Source organism: uncultured Methylobacterium sp. (genome assembly GCF_964242245.1).
Taxonomy (GTDB): domain Bacteria; phylum Pseudomonadota; class Alphaproteobacteria; order Rhizobiales; family Beijerinckiaceae; genus Methylobacterium.
Genome location: NZ_CAXTBY010000036.1, coordinates 1 through 25,100, shown reverse-complemented (window position 1 = coordinate 25,100; position 25,100 = coordinate 1). Strand labels below are relative to the sequence as shown.

Below are 25,100 nucleotides of genomic sequence, written 5' to 3'. Positions count from 1 at the left end.
CGACGACGAGACGGTCATCTTCGACATCACGGCCAAGTTCGACACCACGGTCAAGTTCGACACCACGGCCAAGTTCGACACCACGGCCAAGGGTGCGCCGCGGCGGCCGGTGGCCGCGCCCGAGACGGTGGCGCCGTCCGCCGCACCCACCGTCCGGGTGGCCGCCGCGTCCGAACCCGCGGAGCCGCGCCCCGCGCCGGCCGAGCCGCCGGAACGGCAGGCCGGCACCGGCCTCGTCTTCCCGTTCGCCAAGCGTCCGCCGGCCGCCCTGTTCGAGCGGGCCGGGATCGCGACCCTGGTGCTCGAGACCGACGAGCCCGTCGCCGCGGCCGAGCGGCGGCAGGACGGGCGGCAGGACGGACGACAGGACGGCTTGCGGGCGCTCGGCGAACCGGTGCGCGCCGGCGCGGTGAGCGTGCTGCGCTTCAACGTGCCGCCGGGCAAGCTCATCGACCTGGTGCCGGTGAGGGCCGGACCCGCGGCCGGTGCCTGGGAGCTGACCGCCGGCGAGGACCTGAGCCCGAGCGACACCCTCACGGTCGTCCGACGGACGGAGGCCTCCGGCCGCAGCCGCGTCGCCGTCGCGCTTCCGCAGCCGCGCTCCGCGCGCTGGCTCGACCTCGACGGCGAGCGCATCGCCGTGGTCACCTCGGCGGCGTGGAAGCCCGCGTCCGTCGCCAAGCGCCAGCGCTTCGTCGATTTCGAGCTGCTCCCCTCCCGTCTCGGCCTCGCGGTGCTGGCAGCAGCCGACGACCTCACCGTCCGGCCCGACCTCGACGGCGTCGCGATCGGCCGCGACGGCGGCCTCGCGGTCTCGGCGGTGGCGCGGCCGGCGGAGATCCCGCTCGGTGAGGCGTCGGGGCTGACGATCCTACGCGAACTCTGGGATCAGGCGCGGCTGGGCGACGCCCGCGAGACGATCCGGGCGCAGTTCGCGGCCGCCGTCGCCACTCCGGCCGGCGCGCGCGGGCCCCTGCGCCTGATGCTCGCCCGGACGCTCCTGGCCAACGGCCTCGCCTCCGAGGCCCTGACGGCGCTGGACGCGGCCGCGGCCGACGATCCGCTGCTCGCCGGTGCACGCGACACCGCCATCCTGCGCGGCCTCGGGCTGGTCCGCATGGGCCGCAACGAGGAGGCCAAGCGCGCCTTGAGCGGGGAATCGCTTGCGCGCGATCCCGAGGCCGCCCTGTGGCGCGCCGTCGCCGACGGGGGGGCGGGCCGCTGGCGCGACGCGGAGGCCGGCCTGGGGCGGACGCTGCCCGTGACCGCGCGCTACCCGAGCGACCTCCAGGCGATGATCCGCACCCTCGCGGCCGAGGCGGCGATCGAGACCGGCGACCTCGATGCGGCGATGCAGCGGATCGCGTCCGCCAAGGGCCTCGATGCGACGCCGCTCGATCGCGACCGGCTGACCCTGGTCCAGGCCCGGATCGACGAGGCGACGGAGCGCGGCAAGGTCGCCCTCGAAGCCTACGAGCGCCTCGCCGAGATCGGCGAGCGGCCGGTCGCTGTGGCCGCGGGCCTGCGCGGGACCTTGCTCGCGCAGAGCACCGGCAAGATCCCGCCGGCCGACGCGATCGACCGGCTGGAGCGTCTGGCCCTCACGTGGCACGGGGGCGAGACCGAGAACGCCATCACGGCCGGCCTCGCCCGTCTCTACATGGCGGCCGGGCGCTACCGCGACGCGTTCGCCACGGTGCGGCGCGCCAACGCGACCGCGCCCGACTCAGGCGAGGCGCGGGTGCTGACCGGCGAGGCGCAGGCCCTGTTCGACGACCTCTTCCTGTCCGAGCGCGGCGACGGCCTGGGCGGGATCGAGGCGGTCGCCCTGTACTTCGACTTCAAGGAGTTCGCCCCGATCGGCCGGCGCGGCGACGCGATCGTGCGCCGGCTGGCCGAGCGCCTCGTCGGCCTCGACCTGCTCGATTCGGCCGCCGACCTGCTGCAGTATCAGGTCGACAACCGCCTCAGCGGGTCGGGTCGTTCGAGCGTGGCGACCCAGCTCGCCGCGATCCGGCTGATGGACGGCAAGCCGCTGATGGCGCTCGAGGCGATCGAGGGGACCTACCTGCCGGAGCTGCCCAGCGACCTGCGCCGCGCCCGCGCGCTGCTGCGGGCCCGCGCCCTGTCCGACCTGTCGCGGACCGACCTCGCCCTGGAGGCGATCGACGGCGAGGCCGGCGCGGACGCGGCGCGGCTGCGGGCCGACATCCTGTGGACCGCCCGCCGCTGGCGCGAGGCCGGAGAGGCGCACGAGGCGCTGCTCGGCGATGCGTGGCGCTCCGGCAAGGGCCTGGACGCCGCCGGCCGCGCCGACGCGATCCGGGCGGCGATCGCCTACGATCTCGCGGGCGAGCCGATGGGGCTGGAGCGCCTCAGGGCGAAGTTCTCGGGCGCCATGGCGGAGAGCGGCGACGCGCGCGCCTTCGCGCTGCTGACCGGCGCCGACGCGATCCGCAATCCCGGCTTCCGCGAGATCGCGCAGCGCGCGACCGGGGCCGACACGCTGGCGACCTTCCTCGCCGAGTACCGCAAGCGCTATCCCGACGCCTCCCTGCCCGAGCGCGGGTCCGGCCGGGCCGCCTCGGGCGCGGCGGAGACGCGGGCCGACGGGCAGGCGTCCCCGCCGGGTTGAACGGCCTCTCAGCCGCCGTAGCTCTGGACCAGCGAGCCGGCGACGAGCGTCCAGCCGTCGACGAGAACGAAGAAGATCAGCTTGAAGGGCAGGGCGACGGTGGCCGGCGGCACCATCATCATGCCGACTGCCATCAGGATCGAGGCGACGACGAGGTCGATGATCAGGAACGGGATGAACAGCAGGAAGCCGATCTCGAAGGCCCGGCGCAATTCCGAGATCATGAAGGCCGGCGTGACGATTTCGAGGCCGACCGCCTCCGGGCCGGAGGGCACCGGCACCTTGGCCATGTCGAGGAAGAGCTTCAGGTCCTTCTCGCGCACGGTCCGCAGCATGAAGGTCTTGAACGGGGCGGCGGCCCGCTCGAAGGCGACCCCTTGCGTGATCTGGCCGGCGAGCAGCGGCTCGATGCCGTTGCGATAGGCCTCGCGGCCGGTCGGCGCCATCACGAACGCGGTCAGGAACAGGGCGAGGCTGACGATCACCGCGGTCGGCGGCGCGGTCTGGGTGCCCAGCGCCGAGCGCAGGATCGAGAGCACGACCACGATCCGGGTGAACGAGGTCGCCATCACCAGGACGGAGGGCGCGAGCGCCAGCACCGTGATCAGCGCGACGAGCTGGAGCGCCCGCTCGGTGACGCCGCCCGCGCCGAGATCGAGGGTGACGCTCTGCGCCGCGGCCGCATCCGCGCCGAGCATCAGGGCGAGCACGGAGAGACCGATGCGGCGCGCGGCAACCGGCAGACCGGGGAGCATCTTGGGCGATGTCATGGCGGCCGGCACCCTGGGGCTGTGGCGACGGCGGCGCAAGCCTGCGCTCACGGGGGCGTCCGAGGGCGCCCGCGCCGCGCTTCGAGGCCCTGCCAGAGGACGAGGGCGGGAAGCCCGAGCACGAGGTCGGGCACGCGCTTGGCCAGGGACAGGGCGATGGCGGTGCCGGCATCGATCCCGAACAGCGCGCCGACGACGACGAAGCCGCCCTCCTGGACCCCGAGGCCGCTCGGGACCGGAAAGGCGGCGGCCTTGATCGCTTGGCTCAGGGCCTCGATCACCAGCACCTGGAGGACGCTCACGCCCTCGACGCCGATGCAGGCGAGCACGATCCCGATCTCGGCGGCGCCCAGCGTCCAGGCCGCGAGATGCAGCAGCATCGCCTGCGCGAGCCGCCCGCGCCGGCCCCTGCCCCAGACCGCGTCGAGGGCATCGTGGACGCCCGCCCCGGCCGGGCGGCCCGGCTCGGCTTCGCGCACGAAGCGCCGGCCGAGGTCCGCAAGCCCGCGCTCGACGAGGCGGGCCGCGCCGGTCCGCTGAACGGCGAAGAAGGCCGCCAGCAGGAGAGCCGCCACGGACAGCGCCCGAAGCACCCAGCGGGCGAGTTCGGCCGCAGGCTCGCCCTCGACCCGCATCAGGAGGCCGGCTCCGAGCAGGGCGAACAGCGCCTGCGTGCCGACCTGGAACAGCAGGTCGGCCAGGATCGAGGCGGCGGCCAGCGGTCCCGCCACGCCCCAGAACGTCAGGAGCCGGCCGCCGACCACGTCGCCGCCGACCGAGGCCACCGGCAGCAGCACGTTGATGCCCTCCCGCACGAAGCGGAGCGTCACGAAGGCGCCGGAGCCTGCCGGGGACAGCCCGTCGAGGATGCGCGCCCAGGCGATGCCGCAGAGCAGCACGATCGCCACCCGCACCAGGACGACGCCGAGGAGGCCGGCAAGCCCGATCTGCCCGAACGCGACGGCGACCGCGGCGAGATCGTGCGTGGCGATGAGCCATACGGCGAGTCCAAGTCCGAGCACGGTGCCGACGAGGGGCAGGCGGCGCAGCAGCGCCCGTCCGACGCGGCGCGTCCGGTCGGCCCGCGCTCTCACGGCCGGCAGGGTCCGGCGCGGGCCGTGCGCCGCCGCGGCTCGCTCGCGCGAAGCGGCAGGGAGCCCGGCCCGGCCTCCGCACCGGGCCGCGGGCTCATGCGGTCGTGTCCCGACCGTCGCGGCTCCCTGAGGAACGCGGCGGCCCGCCTTCCGCAGCGAGGTCGGGACGGAGCGCGGCGAGCATCTCGGCCGGGGCCGCCGCAGGATCGATCAGGAGGATGCGGCCCCGCGCGAGGCTGGCGCCCGTGGCGACGGCGAGCAGGTGCTTCGGGCAGGGGCCGAGGCACCCGGTCTCGACGATGCGCAGGCGTCCCCCGGGATGGGACCGCTTCAGCGCGGCCTTCAGGCGGTCGCGCAGCGCACGCTTGGGCAGGCCCTGCCGCTTGGCGCACTTTCTGCACGCGACGACGACGTCGCAGATCTTCGCCTTGGCCGTGCGGACGGCGCGGCGCGGTGCTGGATCGGACGGGTCACGCTTCATCGTCCTCCGCCTAGGCCGGGGACGACCGCAGCGCAACCGAGGCCGGCGCAGCCTGGGCGCCGCGCAGGTTCCCCGGCGATGGTGCAGGGCAGCGATGCCGGGGCGAACGCCTTAAAAAGGGCTGAAAAGAACGGGATCTGGACCCGGCTCCGCCCATCAGGACCGGCCTTCCCGGTCGACGGGCGCGACGCCGGCGCCGCTCGTCCGGGCGGTCCTCGTGACGACAGGGCGCAGGAAAACAGGACGAATGAGCGTCGACGAGGTCAGGCAGGACGATCGGCTCCGCGGCCTCATGCAGGTCGCGCAGCGCTCGGTGACCGAACTTCGCCGCGGGGCCGAGACGATCGAGCCCGTAGAGGCACCGGGCCGGCGCGCCCTGGTCCAGCGGGCCCGCGAGCGTCTCGCCTGGACCCGGCTGCCGGGCCTGCGCCCCGCCGATGCGCCGCCGCAGAGCTACACCGCCCTGCTGGTGCAGCGCTTCAGCCTCTTCGTCCTGCTTCCGACGGCGGTGATCGCGTTCTACCTGTTCGTCGTTGCCTCCGACCAGTACGTCGCCGAGGCTCAGTTCGCCGTGCGCGGCAACGTCGAGCCGATGGAGAACGCGTCCCTCGGCGAGTACGGAGGCCTCATCCAGAAGCACAACAGTCAGGACGGCTACATCGTCCGGGACTTCATCATGAGTCAGGCCATGGTCGAGGCCGCGGAGAAGAACCTCGGCGTCTCGCGCATGTTCTCACGCAAGGAGGCGGACTTCTGGGCCCGCTACGCGGCGCCGCGACCGATCGAGGAGCTGACGACGTACTGGCGTGAGCACGTCGACGCCCGGATCGACGTGATCTCCGGCGCGATCCTGCTCTCGGTACGGGCCTTCACGCCGCAGGATGCCCTGACGATCGCCCGAGACATCGTGGCCCGCTCCGAGGTCCTGATCAACGACATCTCGCAGCGCGCCCAGGCCGACCTGGTGAGGCAGGCCCAGGTCGATGCGACGGCGGCGCAGGAGCGCCTGCGCAGGGCGACGGTGGAGATCCAGCGCTACCGCAACCATTGGGGGATCATCGATCCGATCAAGTCGGCCGAAGCGACGCTGACGACGCTGGTCTCCCTGCGCAAGGACAAGCTCAAGGCGGAGAACGACCTCCAGGTGCTTCGAGGCTCGAACCTCGACGAGAAGGCGCGCTCGATCCAGGTTCTCGCCGCCACGGTCGCGGCCGTCGACCAGCAGATGAAGGCGCTGCAGGACCAGCTCACCAGCGACGGCCCCGCGGTCGGCGGCGCGCCGACGATGAGCAACGCCCTCCTCGAATACGAGGGCCTGATGGTCGAGCGCACCATCGCGGAGAAGCTGAACGAGATGGCCAACACCATCCTCGACAGGGCTCGGGTGTCGGCCTCCAAGCAGCACATCTTCCTGGCGACCTACGTGCCTCCGGTGCTTCCGACGGCCTCGCTCTATCCGAGGCGCGGCCGCCAGTTCGCGGTCGTCTTCTTCTGCTTCCTGGTGGTCTGGAGCTCGGCGTCCCTGGTCCTCGGCGGCATCAAGGACCAGCGCCTCTAGAGCATTTTCAAGCGAGGCGGTTGCCGGCTTGCGTGAAGACAATGCGATCATGCAAGGAGATAGAGTATTTTTCGTGATCCTGAGATCATGGACAATGCTCTAGAGCGCTCTCCGACCAAGCGGGCGCCGATCCCCTGCAACCGGATCGGAGCCGCCACTGGAGACGTTCCCAATCCAGCCGGATCGCGAGGCGGCTCCAGACCTGTGTCGTAACGCGCTTCCTCACGACGAACCGGTGACCACCTCGTCGGGAAGCGCTCTCGGTGGAACATCCCTCGACCGCCATGCCGGACTTCTCCGATCTCGTTGCCCAGGCGATCAAACCGGCGATGCGCCGCGAGGAGCGCGAGGCGGTCTACGCCGTGGTGCGGCAGGCGGTCCTGCGCCTGCGGGACCGCGAGGGCATCGCCGCGGACGATCCGCGGCTCGCGATCCAGCAGCACCTCGTCGAGGAGACGATCCGCGACGTCGAGGCCGACATCGCGCGGTCCGAGGCCATGCGGAAGCTCGACGAGGCCCTCGCGGCCCAGACCCGGGCGCACAACGCCGGCTCCGGCGGACGCGGCTGAGACCCGCGGTCACGCCGCGCATCTGGTGCGGCCTCCCGTAAGGACTTGGCCGCCTGCTTGAACTTGGCCCCCTGCTTGCTGGAAGGCTTCGGCCGGCCACCATGTCCCGAGCCGAAAGCCGCGTCCGCCATGCCGATCGAAGACCTTTCCGCGCGCGCGCTGCCCGCCATCGACGCGATCCGGGGGTTCGCCGCCGAGATGGCGGCGTGGCGGCAGGATCTGCACGCCCACCCCGAACTGCTCTACGACGTGGCGCGCACCGCCGGCTTCGTGGCGGACAAGCTCGAACGCTTCGGCTGCGACGAGGTCGCGACCGGCATCGGCCGCACCGGCGTCGTGGGCGTGATCCGCGGCCGCGGGCACGGCTCGCGCGCGATCGGCCTGCGCGCCGACATGGACGCCCTGCCGATCCAGGAGGTGCGGGATCTGCCCTACCGCTCCACCGTGCCGGGCAAGATGCACGCCTGCGGCCACGACGGGCACACCGCGATGCTGCTCGGCGCCGCCAAGTACCTCGCGGCGACCCGCGCCTTCGACGGCGCCGCCGTGCTGATCTTCCAGCCCGCGGAGGAAGGCGGCGGCGGCGGCGAGGCGATGGTCGAGGACGGCCTGATGGAGCGGTTCGGGATCGGCTCCGTCTACGGGATGCACAACATTCCGGGCCTCGCGCTCGGCTCCTTCGCGATCCGCCCGGGCCCGATCATGGCCTCGACCGACCGCTTCACCCTGACGATCGAGGGCCGGGGCGGGCACGCCGCCCTGCCGCAGGACGCGATCGACAGCGTGCTGGTGGCGAGCCACGTCATCGTCGCCCTGCAATCGATCGTGTCGCGCAGCGTCGATCCGCTGCAATCGGCCGTCGTCTCGGTCTGCGCGCTCGACGCGGGCGAGGCCTTCAACGTCCTGCCGCAGACGGTGACGATGCGCGGCACCCTGCGCGCGCTGTCGCGGGACGTGCGCGCGGCGGCGAAGATCCGCATCGCGGACCTCGCGGCCAACGTCGCCGCCGGCTTCGGCGCGCGCGGCAGCGTCGATTTCGGGTCGAGCTATCCCGTCACCGAGAACCATCCGGCCGAGGCCGCCTTCATGGGGGACGTGGCCGCCTCCCTCGTCGGCGAGGATCGCGTAAACCGGGACGTGGCGCCGATGATGGCGGCGGAGGACTTCTCCTACATGCTGGGCCGTCGCCCGGGGGCCTACCTGTTCCTCGGCAACGGCGACAGCGCCGCGCTTCACCACCCGCACTACGATTTTTGCGATGCGGCGGCGCCGCTGGGGGCGTCGCTTTGGGCCCGGCTGGTCGAGACCGGATTGCCCCTGGCGGGGTGACCGGCCCGCTCAGGCCGCGGCGTAGCGCGCCGTCAGCAGGTGGTGGACCAGCCGCGCGGTCTGCACCTCGCCCCCCTCCGGCCGGCCGGGCTTGGCCGCGGGGTTCCAGCCGTAGAGGTCGAAGTGGACGTGGCGCTTCGTCCTCGGCGCGAACCGGCGCAGGAACAGCGCCGCGGTGATCGCCCCGGCGAAGGGGCCGCCCGAGACGTTGTTGAGGTCGGCGACCTTCGACGCGAGCAGGCTCGCGTAGGGTGCGTGCAGCGGCATCCGCCAGACCGGATCGATGGCCGCCAGCCCCGCCGCCGCGATCTCGCCGGCCAAGGCATCGTCCTCGGTGAAGAAGGCCGGGAGGTCCGGTCCCAGCGCGACGCGGGCGGCGCCGGTCAGCGTCGCGAAGTCGATCAGCAGGTCGGGGTCCTCCGCGTCGGCCAGAGCCAGGGCGTCGGCGAGGATCAGCCGGCCCTCCGCGTCGGTGTTGCCGACTTCGACGGTGAGGCCCGCGCGGCTCGCCAGCACGTCGCCTGGGCGGAAGGCGTTCCCTGAGACGGCGTTCTCCACCGCCGGGATCAGCAGGCGCAGGCGCAAGCGGAGCCCGGCGCCCATGACCATGTCGGCGGCACTGAGCGCCGCGGCGGCCCCGCCCATGTCCTTCTTCATCAGCAGCATGCCGGCGGAGGGCTTGAGGTCGAGGCCGCCGGTGTCGAAGGCGACGCCCTTGCCGACGAGCGTCACGCGCGGGCCATCAACGGGTCCCCAGGTCAGGTCGATCAGCCGGGGCGGGCGGGGCGAGGCGACGCCGACCGCGTGGATGAGCGGGAAGTCCCGCGCGAGGTCCTCGCCGAGGACGACGGCGACCGTCGCGCCGTGCCGCGCGGCAAGCGCGCGGGCCGCGGCCTCGATCTCGGCGGGGCCGAGGTCGTTGGCCGGCGTGTTGACGAGGTCGCGCCCGAGCGCCACGGCGCGGGCGATCCGCGCGATCCCGGCGGCATCGACGCCGTCCGGCGCCACGAGGCGTGCGCCCTCCGGCCCGGGCTTGCGGTAGCGCTCGAACCGGTAGGCGCCGAGCAGCCATGCGAGCGCGGCCTCGGCCGGCTCGGCGCAGTCCGCGAGCGCGTAGGCGCCGGGGGGCAGCAGGCCGGGCAGCTTGCCGGCGAGCAGGCGGTCGTGGCCGGCCGCCCCGGTCTCGCCGAGGCCGAACAGCACGCGGGAAAGGCTGCCGTCGGGGCCTGGCAGCAGCGCGACCTGCCCCGGCTTCGGCGCGAAGCCGACGGCGGCGGCATAGACCCGCTGCGGAGCGTCGAGGCCGGATTCCAAGGTCGGCCAGTCGGTCGTGGAGACGAGGGAGACCGGGATCGCGGGCGTGCCCGCGGGCAGCAACCCGGCGGCCAAGTGATGGTGGGCGGGTTCGGTCATGCGGTCCTGGCCGGCAGGGGGACTTAACCCCCGGTTAGGGTTAACGCTCTATCACCGTCCCTGCCGGCCCGTGAAGAACGTCCCGGCAGGCCGTTTGGCGGAGCGTCTCATGATCACGGCCCCACGGCCGAAGCAGACCCGGGCTTGGCGGGCGCGCCGCGCCAAGCTCATTGCCGCCGGCCTCGTCGCCCTGCTCGCCGCCGGTTGCCAGTCGCGCTCGCCCGAGACCACCGGCTCGATCGGCGGTCCGCGGATCTCGCCGCGGGAGGCCGACGCGCTGGCCGAGCGCTACGCCGCCGACCCGAACGATCTCGGCCTCGCGATGCGCTACGCGCAGGCGCTGCGGGCCACCGAGCAGCGCGCGCAGGCGACCGCGGTGCTTCAGCAGGCCGCGCTCCGCAACCCGCGCAACGCCGCCGTGCTCGGCGCCTATGGGAAGTCGCTGGTCGAGGTTGGGCGCTTCCAGGAGGCGCAGGACGTGCTTCAGAACGCCCACTCGCCGGCGCAGCCGGACTGGCGGGTGCTCTCGGCGCAGGGCTCGGCCGCCGACCAGCTCGGCGACCGCGCTCGCGCGCAGGGCTTCTACGAGGCGGCCCTGAAGATCCGGCCGAACGAGCCCTCGGTGCTGTCCAATCTCGGGCTGTCCTACGCGCTGGGCAAGGAGCTCGACCGGGCGGAGGAGACCCTGCGGCTCGCGGTCTCCCAACCCGGCGCCGATGCGCGGGTGCGCGGCAACCTCGCCCTGGTGCTCGGGCTCAAGGGCCGGTTCCCCGAGGCCGAGGCGCTCCTGCGTCGGGACCTGTCGCCGGCCGAGGCCGAGGCGAACCTCGCGTCCCTGCGCAGCCTCGCTGCCCAGCCGAGCCGCCGGAAGGCGGCCGACGCCGTCGGCGCGGCCAAACAAACGCCCGGCTAGACCGCCTCGGGAGGAGGGCGCCTCGACCGGCGCTCCAGCGCGCGCAGCGCCCCGCGGAAGGTGCGCACGTCCTGCTCGGTCAGGTTCATGCGGTGGAGCATGTCGCGCATGTTGCGCGCGATGATCGCGCGCTTCTCCGGCGGGTAGAAGCCGGCGCCGGCGAGCGTCTCCTCCAGGCTGGAGAACAGGGCCAGCAGGGCCTCGCGGGTGGCGGGCAGGGCGCGGGTCTCGCCGGTGAAGCGCGGCCGGGCGAGCCCCGCGGCGCGGCGCCACTCGTAGCCTACCAGCAGCACCGCCTGGGCGAGATTGAGCGACGGGAATTCGTCGGTGACGGGGAAGGTGACGATGGCGTCGGCCAGCGACACCTCGTCGTTCGTCAGCCCGACGCGCTCGCGCCCGAACATCACGCCGACCTTTTCCCCTTGCGCGATCCGGCCGGCCGTCTCCGCCATCGCGGCGTCGGGCAGGAGGACGCGCTTCATCTGCCCGCGCTCGCGGGCGGTGGTGGCCAGCAGACAGGTCAGGTCGGCGATCGCCTCGGGCAGGGTGGCGTGGACCGTCGCGCCGTCGAGGACGTGGGTCGCGCCGGATGCGGCCTCGCGCACCCCCTTCTTCGGCCAGCCGTTCCTCGGTGCGACGAGGCGGAGTTCGGACAGGCCGAAATTGGCCATGGCGCGGGCGGTCATGCCGATGTTCTCGGCAAGCTGCGGCTCGACGAGGATGACGACGGGGGCGCCGGTGGCCGGAATCATGCGCGGCCCTCTCGCACGGACTTAGGTCGCGCGCTACCGGTCCGGTTCACGCGACCGGGAACAGGATCGCCTCGTCATCCTGCGTGCCATGAAGGATGTGCAGCACCGCGATCCGGTCGCCCGCTCGATGTCGGCTTCGGCCGCCGCGGCAAGGACGACGATCATGGATCGAAGGTTTCGCCGTGCGTCTCCTACTTGGCGCGGAGCCGGTCCCCGACGTCCGAAGCACGCGCGACGCGCCCGGCATCGGCAAGCCCGCGGGCGATTGATGCATCCAACGCAAGGCGGTTCTCGCGAGCCTCGACGAGGCGGACGCCCTCGCGCAGGACCGCGTCGCGGTTGTCGAAGCGCCCCGTCTCCACCAGCGCGGTGATGGTGCTTTCGGGCGGAGCGCCGAGGTCGGAACGGTCGGTCATGGATATCACTCCCTTCGTCATCCTGGCACGAGACGGCCAGGATGATCAAAGGCGGCACAGCGGTCGACCGTCCCGAAAGCTCAGATCTTCCCGTCGAGCCCCATCTGGTAATACTTGTGCACGATCCTGTCCTGGTTCTCCAGCAGCCAGTCGATCGAGGGCTCGTTGGTCATCGCCTTGCGGATCGCCTCCGTCATGCCGCGGCGCTGGATGTCGAACAGCGCCTTGTGATCGACGGTCTCGGCTTCGATCACGCCGGGGCTGAGCCAGACCGAGCAGATGATGCCGAGATCGTTGGCCTTGTCCTTCGGGATGTAGCCGGCGCGGACCGCATCGAGCACGCCGTTGGCGATGGCGAACTGCACCGTGCCCATCAGGATCGAGGTGTACTTCGATTCCGTGACGCTGACCTTGGAGACGCACAGCGTCACCGGGCGCACCATGATGTCGGTGTTCAAGAGCGCGAACACGCGGGAATGGCCGACCACCTGATCGCCGGTGAGCGTGGCGAGCGCGGTGCCCACCGGCCCGTCCAGTTCGCCGATGATCACCTCCGGCTCGGCTGCGGTGTTGGGCGGCCCGCCGGCGACCAGCGCCTCGCCGGCCCGCAGGATGATGCGCTCGCTCATGGATGCTCCCGAACCTGAAAACGGTCGGCGCAGATTCCAGCCCGGCGCGCGGATGTCCACCCCCGCAGCCCTCGTGACAGCCTCCGCGGCCTGTCGGCGGCGGAGCCGCGCCCCCGGCTTTCGCCTCCGGGGAGCCCGCGCTATGACCCGCCCGCGGCCGCACGGCATTTGCATGCGGGCCGCCCGGATCTCCACGGAAGGCAGCGGCGCATGGACAAGATCAAGGTGGCCAATCCCGTCGTCGAACTCGACGGCGACGAGATGACCCGGATCATCTGGTCCGAGATCAAGAGCAAGCTGATCCACCCCTATCTCGACCTCGACCTCGACTATTACGACCTCGGCGTCGAGCACCGCGACGCGACGGGCGACAAGGTCACGGTCGAGGCGGCCGAGGCGATCAAGCGTCACGGCGTCGGCGTGAAATGCGCCACCATCACGCCGGACGAGCAGCGGGTGGCGGAGTTCAAGCTGCGTGAGATGTGGCGCTCGCCCAACGGCACGATCCGCAACATCTTAGGGGGCGTGATCTTCCGCGAGCCGATCATCTGCCGGAACGTGCCCCGCCTCGTGCCGGGCTGGACGCAGCCCTTCGTCATCGGTCGCCACGCCTACGGCGACCAGTACCGCGCCACCGACTTCAAGGTGCCGGGCAAGGGCCGGCTCACCATCAAGTTCGAGGGCGAGGACGGCACGGTCATCGAGCGCGAGGTGTTCCAGTTCCCCGGCGCCGGCGTGGCGATGTCGATGTACAACCTCGACGACTCGATCCGCGACTTCGCCCGCGCCTCGCTGAACTACGGGCTCGCCCGCAAGTACCCGGTCTACCTGTCGACCAAGAACACCATCCTCAAGGCCTACGACGGGCGCTTCAAGGACCTGTTCCAGGAGGTCTACGAGGCCGAGTTCAAGGGCAAGTTCGCCGCGCTCGGCATCACCTACGAGCACCGGCTGATCGACGACATGGTCGCCTCCTGCCTCAAGTGGTCGGGCGGCTACGTCTGGGCCTGCAAGAACTACGACGGCGACGTGCAGTCGGACACGGCGGCCCAAGGCTTCGGCTCGCTCGGCCTGATGACCTCGGTGCTGATGACCCCGGACGGGCAGACGGTGGAGGCCGAGGCCGCCCATGGCACGGTCACGCGCCACTACCGCGAGCACCAGAAGGGCAAGGAGACGAGCACCAACTCCATCGCCTCGATCTTCGCGTGGTCGCGGGGCCTCAGCCATCGGGCCAAGCTCGACGGCAACGAGCGCTTGGCCACCTTCGCCACCACGCTGGAGACGGTCTGCGTCGACACCGTCGAGGCGGGCTTCATGACCAAGGACCTCGCGCTGCTCGTCGGCCCCGAGCAGAAGTGGCTCTCGACCACCGGCTTCCTCGACAAGGTCGATCAGCACCTCAAGACGGCGATGGCGAGCTGACGCCGACATCACCAGGCGACCTCCGCTCGGCGGTGCCTTGCCGTCCGCGGCGCCGGCTCACGCGCTGCGCGTCATGACGCGCAGGCCGTCCGGATGATCCATCAGGCCGGTTTCCGTCACGCCGGCTGCTTCGGGGAAGCGGCCGGCGTGGTAGGTTCCTGCCGATGAGCGATCCCGTCCTCACGGAGCGCGTGAAGCTTGCCGCCTCCGCCCTCAACGCCCTCGCGACGGCGTCCCTGGCGGTCGGTGTCCTGGCCCCGAGCGCTGCCATCCTCTACGGCGTCAGCACGCCGACCGCGCCGGCCTGGGAACTCGCCCTCGGCGCGGCGATTTGGATCTTGTTCGCTGCGGCGCTACATCATGAGGCTCAACGGCTCCTCGGGAGATTGCAGCCATGATCTCCGCGCAAACCTACTTCTCGTTTGTCGCCCCCTTCGTAATGGGCGTCGGCGGGCTCGCGATCTACGTCATCGCGGATCGCTTCACGCGGCCCGGCCGTCGCGCCCGGGCGGAGTAGACTGTCGAACGCCCGCGCCGCGGCATGGCAAACTCAAGATGCTCGGCCGGACTCCATGAAGTGCCCGTTCGCTGGACGGGTCCGTGGTACAGCCCCCAGCGCCGTAAAGCGATAGCGATCACTCCTCCGCGCTCCGCGCCGGATGCCACCTATTCCCCACCCGGGCTCGCTTCCGCGCCACGATGCGTTTACCGCGGCCTCGACAACGTCCGGACATTCAAGGCCCTCGATGATCTCCTCACCCCTGATGACCGTGATGGTCGATGCCGTGCGCAAGGCCTCGCGCGGGCTTCGCCGCGACTACGGCGAGATCGAGAACCTGCAGGTGTCGCGCAAGGGGCCGGGCGACTTCGTCTCGGCGGCCGACCGCAAGGCCGAGGAGGTGTTGCGCGAGGCGCTGACGAAGGCGCGGCCGGGCTACGGGCTGGTGCTGGAGGAGTCCGGCGTCGTGGAGGGCCAGGACAAGAGCCACACGTGGCACGTCGATCCGCTCGACGGCACCTCGAACTTCCTGCACGGCATCCCGCACTTCGCGATCTCGGTGGGGCTCGAGCGCGACGGGCAGATCGTGGCCGGCGTGATCTACGATCCGGTCAAGGACGAGCTGTTCGTGGCCGAGCGCGGCAAGGGCGCCTACCTCAACAACCGGCGCCTGCGCGTCTCCGGCCGGAACGACATGGCCGACGCGCTCACCGCCTACGGCTCGCCCTATCTCGGCCGCGGCGACCATCCGCGGCTGCTGCGCGAGGTCGCCGCTGTCATGGCGGTTTCGGGCGGCACGCGCCGCTTCGGCTCGGCGGCGCTGGATCTGGCCTACGTCGCCTGCGGCCGGCTCGACCTGTACTGGGAGCGCGACCTCAAGACCTGGGACATGGCGGCCGGCATCATCCTCGTGCGCGAGGCCGGCGGCTTCGTCACCTCGGCCGACGGGGCCTCGGAGCCGATGGCCTCGCGATCGGTCGCCTGCGGGAACGAGGCCCTGCACCGGGAACTGATCGCGATCCTGCGCAAGGTGAACGGCTGAGCCGTCGTTCCCGCAGTCGCGATGCGCCAGCCTGCGCATATTCTTCACCGGAGGGTGTCATGTCTTACCCTACCGTCTGGCAATCCATGAAGCGTACTGATCGAGATTAAGTTTGATCGGACTCCTTTCGATCGCGAAAAACCGGTTTGCACAGGACAACTCAAGAAATTTCGATCCGAGAAAGTGATTGCAGGGGCACACGCCGCGGTCCAGATTAGCACAATAACAGATCCGCCCTGGAGTTCTTGATGTTGCCGGTCAGTGTCATTGAACGTCTGTTCAAAGTTGACCCCAACACGGCGCGGCTGCTGATCATCGGCTTGGCTCTGGTGGCCGTCGCGGCCATCGCGACGAGTTGGCAAGTCAACATCGCCACGGCAGGCTTGATGGGGCTCTACGTCGCGGTGCTCGGCCTCGTAGCGGCAATCTTTGCCAACATCCTCCAAGATCCGTTCCTGAGGAAGCTGCTCGGAACCTTCTTCGCGATCCTGCTGATGTTCATCATCACGATGTTCGTGGTGTCGGCGCTTCTTCCTTCGCAGAAATTCATCAAGCCGACCTATTGCCTCGTGAAGTTCTGGGAAAACTGCGACGAGGTCGAACGGAGGATCACGCAGGAGAACAGCGGGGCGATCGACGCCCGCGTCAGCATCCCCGGCAAGATCGTACCGCCGGCCGACACGTCCGCGGCGATCGTCCCCAGTGCTTATCAAGTCGACATCCAGTTCGCGGGATTGATCACGCGCGAGAGCATCATGGCCTTGAACAACGGCCTGCGATCCGGAGGCTGGAACGTGCGGGGGCCGAGCGGCGAACGGATTCAGTCGGCGGCCGGCCTCAATGAGGTCCGGTACGGCGTGGATGCCGATCGTACGGCCGCACAAGCCCTGGCCGACGCCGTCACGGCGACGCGGATCGGCGCGGTGCCGGTTCAGATCAAACGGGTGCCGGTCATCTCGGCCTCGAAGCTCGAGTTGTGGATCTCGAACTGATCGCGCGCTCGGGCATGACCGTAGTCAGGCGCGCGCCTGACTTTACGGTGGCAGCAACGAGCGCCTTCTGATCTAAGCCGCCGCGATGGGCCGTCTCGTTCAGGCCCGACAGATTGAAGGCCTGCCCGGCATGGAACGGCGCCACATCGCCCTGAAGGATTCGATCCGCTCGATCCCCGACTACCCGAAGCCCGGGATCGTGTTCCGCGACATCACCACGCTGCTCAGCGACCCGCGCGCCTTCCGCCGGGCGGTGGATGCGCTGGTGCATCCGTTCGCGGGCGGGGGGATCGATCAGGTCGCGGGCATCGAGGCGCGGGGCTTCATCCTCGGCGGCGCGGTGGCCCACCAGCTCTCGTCGGGCTTCGTGCCGATCCGCAAGAAGGGCAAGCTGCCCCACACCAAGGTGTCACTGGCCTACGCGCTGGAATACGGCACCGACGAGATCGAGATCCACGTCGACGCGATCAAGCCGGGCGACCGGGTGCTGCTCGTGGACGACCTGATCGCCACCGGCGGCACCGCGACGGCCGCGGTGAACCTGCTCCGCCAGATCGGCGCCGAGGTAGTGGCGGCCTGCTTCGTCATCGACCTGCCCGAGATCGGCGGTGCGGCCAAGCTGCGTGCCCTCGACGTGCCGGTGCGGACGCTGATGGAGTTCGCGGGCCACTGACGCGGACGTCCGGGCGCCGCCGGGAGCACATCGTACGGGCGCCCCGAAACGTTGACTCGACCCACCCCATCCGCCATAAGCCGCGCTGTCGCGACGTGGCGCCCCGTTCGGGCGCCCCTGGCGCTTGCAGACATTTCTCAAGGACGCGTGAAGGTCGGGCGCGGCGCTGGCCGTCCGCGAGCGCGCCTCGACCCTTGGAGGCTTCGGGAGCCATGAAGAGAACCTATCAGCCGAGCAAGCTCGTCCGGAAGCGCCGTCACGGCTTCCGCGCCCGGATGGCGACCGCGGGCGGGCGCAAGGTCATCGCGCGCCGCCGCGCCCACGGACGCCGGAAGCTCTCGGCCTGAGCGTGACGCGCGCGTCGTCCGACGATGCGCGAGAGGGACCCTGCGCGTGAGCGAGGCCGGACCTGTCGTGCCGACGATCGAACGGCTCAAGCGGCGCCGGGAGTTCCTGGCGGTGGCCGACGGTCGCCGGTTCCACACGGAGCGCGTGACGGCGCAGGGGCGGCTGCACGGGGCGGCCGAGACTCGGGACGGCGCGGCGCTGGCCGGGCTGCACGTCGGCTTCACGATCACCAAGCGGGTCGGCCATGCCACCGAGCGCAACCGCATCCGCCGGCGCCTGCGCGCGGCCGTCGCGCAGCTCGCGGCCGAATTCCGCGCCGTGCCGGCCGACATCGTGCTGATCGCCCGCCGCCCCGCGATCGACGCCGCCTTCGACACCCTCAAGGACGACCTGCGCCGGGCGATCCCCGCGGTGGCCAAGCCACGCGGCCCCGACGAGCGCCCGCGCGGCGCGCGCTCCCCTGGTGGCCGGGGCGTCGCGAAGGGCCGGGGCTCCGGCAAGGGGGCCGGGCAGACGACGGCCGAACGATCCGATCGCGCCGCGGCTCCCGCCCGCGCGTCCTCAGCAACCCCGAACGCGTGCGACGGTGGCCCCGATGGGCAATGACAAGACGAACATGTTCGTGGCGATCGCCCTGTCGCTCGTCGTCCTGCTCGGGTGGAACTACTTCATCGCCGCGCCGCGCGTGGAGCAGCAGCGCCAAGCCAACCTCCAGAACCAGGCGGCCCAGCAGAGCCCGGGCGTGAGCCCGGACGGCGTTCCGTCGCCGAGCCCGAAGGAGGGCGGCCCGGCCGCACCCGTGGCCGGCACGCTCGCCAGCGCGGTACCCGAGTCGCGGGCGGCCGCGCTTGCCCGCTCGCCCCGCATCCGCATCGCGACGCCCTCGCTTGCCGGATCGATCGCCCTGAAGGGCGGCCGCATCGACGACATCGCCCTGCGGAACTACCACGAGACCGTCGACGACAAGAGCCCCGAGATCGTCCTGCTCTCGCCGATCGGCACAGAGGCGCCGTACTACGCCGAGTTCGGCTGGGTCGGCGCCAATGCCGGGCCGCTGCCGACCAACGACACCGTGTGGACAGCCGACGGCCAGACGCTTAGCCCCAACATGCCGGTGACGCTGACCTGGGACAACGGCGCGGGCCTCGTGTTCAGGCGCCTCGTCGCGGTCGACGACAAGTCCATGTTCACGGTCCGCGACGAGGTCGAGAACAAGGGTTCGAGCGCCGTGACGCTCTACCCCTACAGCCTCGTCTCGCGCTGGGGGAAGCCGCAGACGCAAGGGTACTACGTCCTGCACGAGGGCATGATCGGCGTGCTCGGCGGCGAGGGGCTACAGGAATATACCTACGACCACCTCGCCAAGGAGGCGGCCTACGGCGGTCCCGCCACGAAGGGCAAGGCGTGGCCGAACGTGACCGGCGGCTTCGTCGGCATCACCGACAAGTACTGGGCGGCTGCCGCGATCCCCGATCAGACGATGGCCTACACCGGCGCCTTCACGGAGCGCACCGACGGCCAGACCAAGATCTACCAGGCGAGCGTGCGCGGCGACGGCCGCAGCGTCGAGCCCGGCGCCTCGGCCGCGACCACCCAGCGGCTGTTTGCCGGCGCCAAGGAGGTCAACGCCATCAACGGCTACGAGCGCGACCTCGGCATCAAGCAGTTCGACCTGATGATCGACTGGGGCTGGTTCCACTTCATCACCAAGCCGATGTTCCGGGCGCTGGACTTCTTCTACCGCCTGCTGGGCAATTTCGGCGTCGCGATCCTGATCGTCACCTTCTGCCTCAAGCTGCTGTTCCTGCCGATCGCCAACCGTTCCTACGTCTCCATGGCCAAGATGAAGGCCGTGCAGCCGGAGATGGCCTCGATCCGCACGCGCTTTGCCGACGACAAGATGAAGCAGCAGCAGGCGATGATGGAGCTGTACAAGAAGGAGAAGATCAACCCCGTCGCCGGCTGCTGGCCGGTGCTGGTCCAGATCCCGGTCTTCTTCGCGCTGTACAAGGTGCTGTTCATCACCATCGAGATGCGGCACGCGCCGTTCTTCGGCTGGATCCAGGACCTCGCCGCGCCCGATCCGACGAGCTTCCTCAACCTGTTCGGCGTGCTGCCGTTCGCGGCGCCCGACTTCGTCCACCTCGGCATCTGGCCGCTGATCATGGGCGTGACGATGTTCGTGCAGATGAAGATGAACCCCGCCCCGCCCGATCCGGTGCAGGCGCAAATCTTCACCTTCATGCCGATCGTGTTCACCTTCATGCTCGGCTCGTTCCCGGCGGGGCTGGTGATCTACTGGGCCTGGAACAACACCCTCTCGGTGACGCAGCAATACGTCATCATGCGCCGCAACGGCGTGAAGGTGGAGCTGTGGGACAACCTGCGGAACACGTTCCGCAGGGGCGGCAAAGCGAGCGACAAGAGCGCCGCGGCCAAGGGCTGAAGAGCGGGTTGACGTGACCCAGCAGGAGCAAGAGGACGCGGCGCTCGCGGAGAGCGGCCGCCTGCTGTTCGCGGGCGCGGCCGATTTCGTCGCGGCGGCTCCCTCGCTCGGCACGCTGCCGGCGATGGACGGCGTCGAGATCGCGTTCGCCGGCCGCTCGAACGTCGGCAAGTCGAGCCTCGTCAACGCGCTCACCGGACGCAACACGCTCGCGCGCACCTCGCACACGCCGGGGCGCACCCAGCAGCTCAACTTCTTCCGCATCGGGGCGCGGCTGACGCTCGTCGACATGCCCGGCTACGGCTACGCCGCGGTCGGCAAGGCCAAGGTCGAAGCCTGGACCGACCTGATCCACGCCTACCTCAAGGGCCGCGCCAACCTCGCCCGCGTGTTCATGCTGATCGATGCCCGCCATGGGCTCAAGGGCATCGACACCGACGTGCTCGACGGCCTCGACAAGGCCGCCGTGAGCTACCAGATCGTCCTGACCAAGGGCGACGCACTGAAGAAATCCGAGACCGACGCGCGCGTCGCCGGCATCCTGGCGGCGCTCGCCCGCAGGCCTGCCGCCTACCCCCAGGTGCTGCTGACGTCGAGCCGCGACGACCGCGGCGTGCCGGACCTGCGCGCGGCGATCGCCCGGCTCATGGCCGAGCGCGGCGCCTGATGCCGACGACACCCGACCGCATCCTCATCGCGCTCGCCGCCCTCGCCGGCGGCCTCGGCGTCGCCGCGAGCGCGGCCGCCGCCCACATCCCGGGCGCGGATTCCCTGAAGACCGCGGCGCAGTTCCTGCTGTTCCACGCACCTGCGATCCTGGCGCTCACCGGGCTCGCCGCCGCCGGCCTGACGCACGGCATCGTCACGCGCATCGCGGCGGCCGCGCTGATGCTCGGGCTCGCGCTGTTTTCCGGCGACCTCGCGCTCCGGGCGCTGTCCGGCCACGCGCTCTTTCCGGCGGCTGCGCCGTCCGGCGGCATCGTCCTGATGCTCGGCTGGCTCGGGGCGGCAGTCGCCGCCTGCCTGCCGGTTCGGCGCTGAGGGGCGCGCCGCGCTCGACGCCGCCCGCGCGGCGTTCGATCCGGACTGCGAGGAACGACGTGTGATGCAGAGATCCGAAAAGCAGAAGATGCTCGCGGGCGACCTCTATCGTCCGGGCTCGCCCGAACTCGTAGCCGATGCCGCGGCGAACAAGGCCTGGCTGGTGCGCTACAACGCGGCGCTGGCGCTGCCGCCCTCCGAGCGGCACGCGCTGCTGGCCGGGCATCTCGGCCATGCCGGCGCAGGAGCGGTGATCCGGCCGCCGTTCTTCTGCGACTACGGCACCAACATCTTCCTCGGCGACGGCGTGTTCCTGAACTTCAACTGCGTGATCCTGGACGTGGTCGCCGTCACGATCGGAGAGGGGACGCAGATCGGGCCGGGCGTGCAGATCCTCACCGCCGACCACCCGCGCGACCCCGCCGAACGCCGGGCCGGCCTCGAATTCGGACGCCCGATCGCGATCGGCGCCAACGTCTGGATCGGCGGGGCCGCATTGATCCTGCCCGGCGTCACCGTCGGCGACGACGCGATCGTCGGCGCAGGCGCCGTGGTGACGCAGGACGTGGCGCCCGGCGCGACCGTGGTCGGCAACCCGGCGCGGCCGGTGTCGCGGCGGTAGCGGCTCAAGCGGCAGGCTGAGCCCGCACCTGCAAGAACTCCAAGGCCGGGCCCTGCACGTCCGAGAACACGCCGGCCGTCAGCGCGCCGCCGTAGACGGCGCCGGTGTCGAGGTTGGTGCGGAAGGGGCGGACCTCCGGCCGGCCGCTCGTCTGCGGCGTGTGGCCGTGGACGACGTGGCGTCCGAAATCGTGATCCTCGCTGAGGAACGGCTCGCGAATCCACAGGCGGCTGTGCACCTCCGGGTCCGGTGCTTCGCAGCCCGGCCGGAAGCCGGCATGGACGTACCAGCGCCGGGCATCCGCGTGCAGGGTGGGCAGCGCCTCGATCCAGTCGAGCATGTCGCCCGGCAGGTCCTGCGGCCCCTCGGCGTCGAACGAGGCCAAGGTTTCGACGCCCCCGTTCTGGAGCCAGTGATCGAGGGCACCGCGTTCCTGGAGCGTCTTGAGCAGCATCGCCTCGTGATTGCCCATCAGGCAGACGACCCGCTCCGGATCGCCCCAGTGCAGCCGGCTCACCGTGCGGATCACGCCCGCGCTGTCCGGCCCGCGGTCGATGTAGTCGCCGAGGAAGACGAGGCGGTAGGGCCGGGAGGCGGCGTGGGTCTCGATGCGGGCGAGGAGACCGTCGAGGAGCGACGCGCAGCCGTGGATGTCGCCGATGGCGTAGGTGAGGTCGCTCATGCCCGACCACTGTCGTCGGGGACTTAGCCAAAGAAAAGCCCCGGCGGCGCTTTTCGAACCGCCGGGATCGGGTCTCCCTGGAAATCAGTTCAGCGTGACGTTGTCCGGGCGGCGCTTCGGCTCGGCACTGGTTCCGGCGATGACGAGGCCGGCCGGCCCGACCCCCACCGGCACGCTCTGCCCGTCGTGGATCTTTCCCGACAGGAGTAGTTCGGCCAGCGGGTCCTGCACCGTCTTCTGGATCACGCGCTTCAGGGGCCGCGCACCGTAGGCCGGGTCGTAGCCGCGGTCGGCAAGCCACGCGCGGGCCTCCGCATCGACGTCGAGCGCGATCTTGCGCTCGTCCAGCAGCGTCTGGAGCCGGGTGAGCTGGATGTCGACGATCGCGCCCATCTCCGCCCGCTTGAGGCGGTGGAACAGGATGATCTCGTCGATCCGGTTCAGGAACTCCGGCCGGAAGTGACCTCGCACCACGCCCATCACCTCGTCGCGCACCGCGTCGGTGTCCTGGCCGTCCACCTGCGCCACGAGGTACTCGGCCCCGAGGTTCGAGGTCATGATCAGCAGCGTGTTGCGGAAATCGACCGTGCGGCCCTGCCCGTCGGTCAGGCGCCCGTCGTCGAGCACCTGGAGCAGGACGTTGAACACGTCCGGATGCGCCTTCTCGACCTCGTCGAACAGCACGACCTGATAGGGCCGCCGCCGCACGGCCTCGGTGAGCGCGCCGCCCTCCTCGTAGCCGACATAGCCCGGAGGCGCGCCGATGAGCCGGGCGACGGAGTGCTTCTCCATGTATTCCGACATGTCGATCCGCACCAAGGCCGTGTCGTCGTCGAACAAAAAATTCGCCAGCGCCTTGGTCAGCTCGGTCTTGCCGACGCCGGTGGGTCCCAGGAACATGAACGAGCCGATCGGCCGGTTCGGGTCCTGCAAACCGGCGCGCGCCCGGCGCACCGCGGTCGCGACAGCCTCCACCGCCTCGCGCTGGCCGACGACGCGCTTGCCCAGAGCGACCTCCATCGCGAGCAGCTTGTCGCGCTCGCCCTCCAGCATCTTGTCGACGGGCACGCCGGTCCAGCGCGAGACGACGCCCGCGATGTGGGCCGGCGTCACCGCCTCCTCGACCATGCCGTCGCGGCTGACGGCGCTCTCGGCCGCGGCCTCGATCTCGGCGAGCTTCTTCTCGAAGCCGGGGATCACGCCGTAGGCGAGTTCGCCCGCGCGCTGGTACTGGCCCTGGCGCTGCGCGCCGGCCAGTTCGTTGCGGGCCTCGTCGAGCTTCTTCTTCAACTCGGCGGCCGCGCCGAGCTTGTCCTTCTCCGCCTTCCAGCGCGAGGTGATGGTGGCCGACTGCTCCTCGAGGTCGGCAAGCTCCCGTTCCAGCCGCACGAGACGGTCGCGGGAGGCGGTGTCGGTCTCCTTCTTCAGGGCCTCGCCCTCGATCTTCCGGCGCACGATCTCGCGGTCGATGGTGTCGAGTTCCTCGGGCTTGGAATCGACCTGCATGCGCAGGCGCGAGCCCGCCTCGTCCATCAGGTCGATCGCCTTGTCGGGCAGGAAGCGGTCGGTGATGTAGCGGTTCGACAGGGTGGCGGCGGCGACCAGCGCCGCGTCCTGGATGCGCACCCCGTGGTGCTGCTCGTACTTCTCCTTGATGCCGCGCAGGATCGAGACCGTGTCCTCCACGGTCGGCTCCGCGACGAAGACCGGCTGGAAGCGGCGGGCGAGCGCGGCATCCTTCTCCACGTGCTTGCGGTACTCGTCCAGCGTCGTCGCGCCGACGCAGTGCAGTTCGCCCCGCGCCAGCGCGGGCTTCAGCAGGTTCGAGGCGTCCATGGCGCCGTCGGCCTTGCCCGCGCCGACCAGCGTGTGCATCTCGTCGATGAACAGGATGATGCCGCCGGAAGCCGCCGTCACCTCGGACAGCACCGCCTTCAGCCGCTCCTCGAACTCGCCACGGAATTTCGCGCCCGCGATCAGCGCACCGAGGTCGAGCGCCAACAGGCTCTTGTCCTTCAGGCTCTCGGGCACGTCGCCGTCGACGATGCGCAGGGCCAGCCCCTCGACGATCGCGGTCTTGCCCACGCCCGGCTCGCCGATCAGCACGGGGTTGTTCTTGGTTCGCCGCGACAGGACCTGGATCGTGCGGCGGATCTCCTCGTCGCGCCCGATCACCGGATCGAGCTTGCCCTCGCGGGCCGCTTCGGTGAGGTCGCGGGCGTACTTCTTGAGCGCATCGTAGGCGTTCTCGGCCGAGGCGTTGTCCGCAGTCCGGCCCTTGCGCAGCGCGTTGATCGCGCCGTTGAGGGAGGCCGGCGTCACGCCGGCGGAGACCAGGGCCTTGCCGGCCTCCGTGTCCTTCTCGACACTGAGCGCGAGCAGCAGGCGCTCCACGGTGACGTAGGAATCGCCGGCCTTCTCCGCGGCCCTCTCGGCGGTGTCGAACAGGCGCATCAGGTCGCGGGTCGCCTGGGGCTGGCTCGCATTGCCGGACACCTTCGGCTGCTTGGCGAGCCACGCCTCGACCTGGGCGAGCGCCACGCGCGACTGGCCGCCGGCGCGGTCGATCAGCCCGGCGCACAGGCCTTCGGGGTCGTCGAGCAGCACCTTCAGCAGGTGGCCCGGCTGCAACTGGGGATGGCCCTCGCGCATGGCGAGGTTCTGAGCCGCCTGGACGAAGCCGCGGGCCCGTTCGGTGTATTTCTCGAAGTTCATTGTACCGCAATCCTCCCGTTCCGGCCTCCACCGCCCGACATGGCACGGTCTCAGCC

26 protein-coding genes are annotated in these 25,100 nt (G+C 71.0%); 17 read left to right on the top strand and 9 right to left on the bottom strand.

The window, feature by feature from the left end:
• On the top strand, positions 1-2,635 hold a 2,635-nt coding region (locus ACFE8Y_RS10390; RefSeq protein WP_375464309.1), incomplete at its 5' end, for a hypothetical protein.
• Positions 2,636-2,643: 8 nt separating this feature from the next.
• Here the strand turns inward: ACFE8Y_RS10390 and fliP are convergent.
• From fliP to ACFE8Y_RS10375, 3 genes are all read right to left on the bottom strand, one after another.
• Positions 2,644-3,333, bottom strand: a complete 690-nt coding sequence (gene fliP / locus ACFE8Y_RS10385; protein WP_375464320.1) for a flagellar type III secretion system pore protein FliP — start codon at positions 3,331-3,333, stop codon at positions 2,644-2,646.
• Positions 3,334-3,452: 119 nt separating this feature from the next.
• Positions 3,453-4,499 carry a lysylphosphatidylglycerol synthase domain-containing protein gene (locus ACFE8Y_RS10380; protein ID WP_375464308.1) on the bottom strand — a complete coding sequence of 349 codons (1,047 nt, stop codon included), beginning with the start codon at positions 4,497-4,499 and terminating at the stop codon, positions 3,453-3,455.
• Between the two features lie 94 nt (positions 4,500-4,593).
• On the bottom strand, positions 4,594-4,980 hold the full coding sequence (locus ACFE8Y_RS10375; RefSeq protein ID WP_375464307.1) for a hypothetical protein: 387 nt from the start codon (positions 4,978-4,980) through the stop codon (positions 4,594-4,596).
• A 247-nt stretch (positions 4,981-5,227) separates the two neighbouring features.
• Here ACFE8Y_RS10375 and ACFE8Y_RS10370 point away from each other — a divergent pair, with 247 nt between their 5' ends.
• From ACFE8Y_RS10370 to ACFE8Y_RS10360, 3 genes are all read left to right on the top strand, one after another.
• On the top strand, positions 5,228-6,538 hold the full coding sequence (locus ACFE8Y_RS10370; protein ID WP_375464306.1) for a capsule biosynthesis protein: 1,311 nt from the start codon (positions 5,228-5,230) through the stop codon (positions 6,536-6,538).
• 284 nt (positions 6,539-6,822) lie between these two features.
• A complete protein-coding gene (locus ACFE8Y_RS10365; RefSeq protein ID WP_375464319.1) occupies positions 6,823-7,107 on the top strand; it encodes a hypothetical protein in 285 nt (94 codons plus the stop codon).
• A gap of 159 nt (positions 7,108-7,266) precedes the next feature.
• Positions 7,267-8,436: a M20 aminoacylase family protein gene (locus ACFE8Y_RS10360; protein WP_375464318.1), complete on the top strand. Its 1,170-nt coding sequence runs from the start codon at positions 7,267-7,269 to the stop codon at positions 8,434-8,436.
• A 9-nt stretch (positions 8,437-8,445) separates the two neighbouring features.
• Here the strand turns inward: ACFE8Y_RS10360 and ACFE8Y_RS10355 are convergent, their stop codons facing one another.
• A complete protein-coding gene (locus ACFE8Y_RS10355; RefSeq protein WP_375464305.1) occupies positions 8,446-9,849 on the bottom strand; it encodes a M17 family metallopeptidase in 1,404 nt (467 codons plus the stop codon).
• 109 nt (positions 9,850-9,958) lie between these two features.
• Between ACFE8Y_RS10355 and ACFE8Y_RS10350 the strand changes: the two genes are divergently transcribed.
• The gene (locus ACFE8Y_RS10350; protein ID WP_375464304.1) at positions 9,959-10,762 is read left to right on the top strand and encodes a CDC27 family protein; all 804 of its coding nucleotides are present in this window, start codon (positions 9,959-9,961) and stop codon (positions 10,760-10,762) included.
• Here ACFE8Y_RS10350 and ACFE8Y_RS10345 read toward each other — a convergent pair.
• The 3 genes from ACFE8Y_RS10345 to ACFE8Y_RS10335 all read right to left on the bottom strand — a co-directional run bounded on the left by ACFE8Y_RS10345 (position 10,759) and on the right by ACFE8Y_RS10335 (position 12,559).
• Positions 10,759-11,514: an RNA methyltransferase gene (locus ACFE8Y_RS10345; protein WP_375464303.1), complete on the bottom strand. Its 756-nt coding sequence runs from the start codon at positions 11,512-11,514 to the stop codon at positions 10,759-10,761. The two genes, ACFE8Y_RS10350 and ACFE8Y_RS10345, sit on opposite strands and share 4 nt — an antisense overlap.
• A gap of 191 nt (positions 11,515-11,705) precedes the next feature.
• The gene (locus ACFE8Y_RS10340) at positions 11,706-11,930 is read right to left on the bottom strand and encodes a type II toxin-antitoxin system ParD family antitoxin (protein ID WP_375464302.1); all 225 of its coding nucleotides are present in this window, start codon (positions 11,928-11,930) and stop codon (positions 11,706-11,708) included.
• An 80-nt stretch (positions 11,931-12,010) separates the two neighbouring features.
• The gene (locus tag ACFE8Y_RS10335) at positions 12,011-12,559 is read right to left on the bottom strand and encodes a formaldehyde-activating enzyme (protein ID WP_375464301.1); all 549 of its coding nucleotides are present in this window, start codon (positions 12,557-12,559) and stop codon (positions 12,011-12,013) included.
• Between the two features lie 210 nt (positions 12,560-12,769).
• Here ACFE8Y_RS10335 and ACFE8Y_RS10330 point away from each other — a divergent pair, with 210 nt between their 5' ends.
• The 12 genes from ACFE8Y_RS10330 (at position 12,770) to ACFE8Y_RS10275 (ending at position 21,647) form a co-directional block, all read left to right on the top strand.
• Positions 12,770-13,984 carry an NADP-dependent isocitrate dehydrogenase gene (locus ACFE8Y_RS10330; protein WP_375464300.1) on the top strand — a complete coding sequence of 405 codons (1,215 nt, stop codon included), beginning with the start codon at positions 12,770-12,772 and terminating at the stop codon, positions 13,982-13,984.
• A gap of 164 nt (positions 13,985-14,148) precedes the next feature.
• On the top strand, positions 14,149-14,382 hold the full coding sequence (locus ACFE8Y_RS10325) for a hypothetical protein (RefSeq protein WP_375464299.1): 234 nt from the start codon (positions 14,149-14,151) through the stop codon (positions 14,380-14,382).
• On the top strand, positions 14,379-14,501 hold the full coding sequence (locus tag ACFE8Y_RS10320; RefSeq protein ID WP_375464298.1) for a hypothetical protein: 123 nt from the start codon (positions 14,379-14,381) through the stop codon (positions 14,499-14,501). The genes ACFE8Y_RS10325 and ACFE8Y_RS10320 overlap by 4 nt, the downstream gene beginning before the upstream one ends.
• 229 nt (positions 14,502-14,730) lie before the next feature.
• Positions 14,731-15,525 (top strand): inositol monophosphatase family protein, encoded by a 795-nt coding sequence (locus tag ACFE8Y_RS10315; protein WP_375464297.1) that lies wholly within the window; start codon positions 14,731-14,733, stop codon positions 15,523-15,525.
• Between the two features lie 248 nt (positions 15,526-15,773).
• On the top strand, positions 15,774-16,517 hold the full coding sequence (locus ACFE8Y_RS10310; RefSeq protein WP_375464296.1) for a hypothetical protein: 744 nt from the start codon (positions 15,774-15,776) through the stop codon (positions 16,515-16,517).
• Positions 16,518-16,647: 130 nt separating this feature from the next.
• On the top strand, positions 16,648-17,190 hold the full coding sequence (locus ACFE8Y_RS10305) for an adenine phosphoribosyltransferase (protein WP_375464295.1): 543 nt from the start codon (positions 16,648-16,650) through the stop codon (positions 17,188-17,190).
• 212 nt (positions 17,191-17,402) lie between these two features.
• Positions 17,403-17,537 (top strand): 50S ribosomal protein L34, encoded by a 135-nt coding sequence (rpmH, locus tag ACFE8Y_RS10300; RefSeq protein WP_238184546.1) that lies wholly within the window; start codon positions 17,403-17,405, stop codon positions 17,535-17,537.
• 67 nt (positions 17,538-17,604) lie between these two features.
• The gene (gene rnpA / locus ACFE8Y_RS10295) at positions 17,605-18,144 is read left to right on the top strand and encodes a ribonuclease P protein component (protein WP_375464294.1); all 540 of its coding nucleotides are present in this window, start codon (positions 17,605-17,607) and stop codon (positions 18,142-18,144) included.
• Entirely contained in the window at positions 18,134-19,984 is a 1,851-nt protein-coding gene (gene yidC, locus ACFE8Y_RS10290) for a membrane protein insertase YidC (RefSeq protein WP_375464293.1), read from the top strand. Before rnpA ends, yidC begins: the two co-directional genes overlap by 11 nt.
• A 13-nt stretch (positions 19,985-19,997) precedes the next feature.
• Positions 19,998-20,651 (top strand): ribosome biogenesis GTP-binding protein YihA/YsxC, encoded by a 654-nt coding sequence (gene yihA / locus ACFE8Y_RS10285; RefSeq protein WP_375464292.1) that lies wholly within the window; start codon positions 19,998-20,000, stop codon positions 20,649-20,651.
• On the top strand, positions 20,651-21,025 hold the full coding sequence (locus tag ACFE8Y_RS10280) for a DUF423 domain-containing protein (RefSeq protein ID WP_375464291.1): 375 nt from the start codon (positions 20,651-20,653) through the stop codon (positions 21,023-21,025). Before yihA ends, ACFE8Y_RS10280 begins: the two co-directional genes overlap by 1 nt.
• Before the next feature lie 64 nt (positions 21,026-21,089).
• Positions 21,090-21,647 (top strand): sugar O-acetyltransferase, encoded by a 558-nt coding sequence (locus ACFE8Y_RS10275; protein WP_375464290.1) that lies wholly within the window; start codon positions 21,090-21,092, stop codon positions 21,645-21,647.
• 4 nt (positions 21,648-21,651) lie between these two features.
• Here ACFE8Y_RS10275 and ACFE8Y_RS10270 read toward each other — a convergent pair whose 3' ends face one another.
• On the bottom strand, positions 21,652-22,329 hold the full coding sequence (locus ACFE8Y_RS10270) for a metallophosphoesterase family protein (protein ID WP_375464289.1): 678 nt from the start codon (positions 22,327-22,329) through the stop codon (positions 21,652-21,654).
• Positions 22,330-22,413: 84 nt separating this feature from the next.
• A complete protein-coding gene (gene clpB, locus ACFE8Y_RS10265; protein WP_375464288.1) occupies positions 22,414-25,044 on the bottom strand; it encodes an ATP-dependent chaperone ClpB in 2,631 nt (876 codons plus the stop codon).
• Between the last annotated feature and the right edge of the window lie 56 nt (positions 25,045-25,100).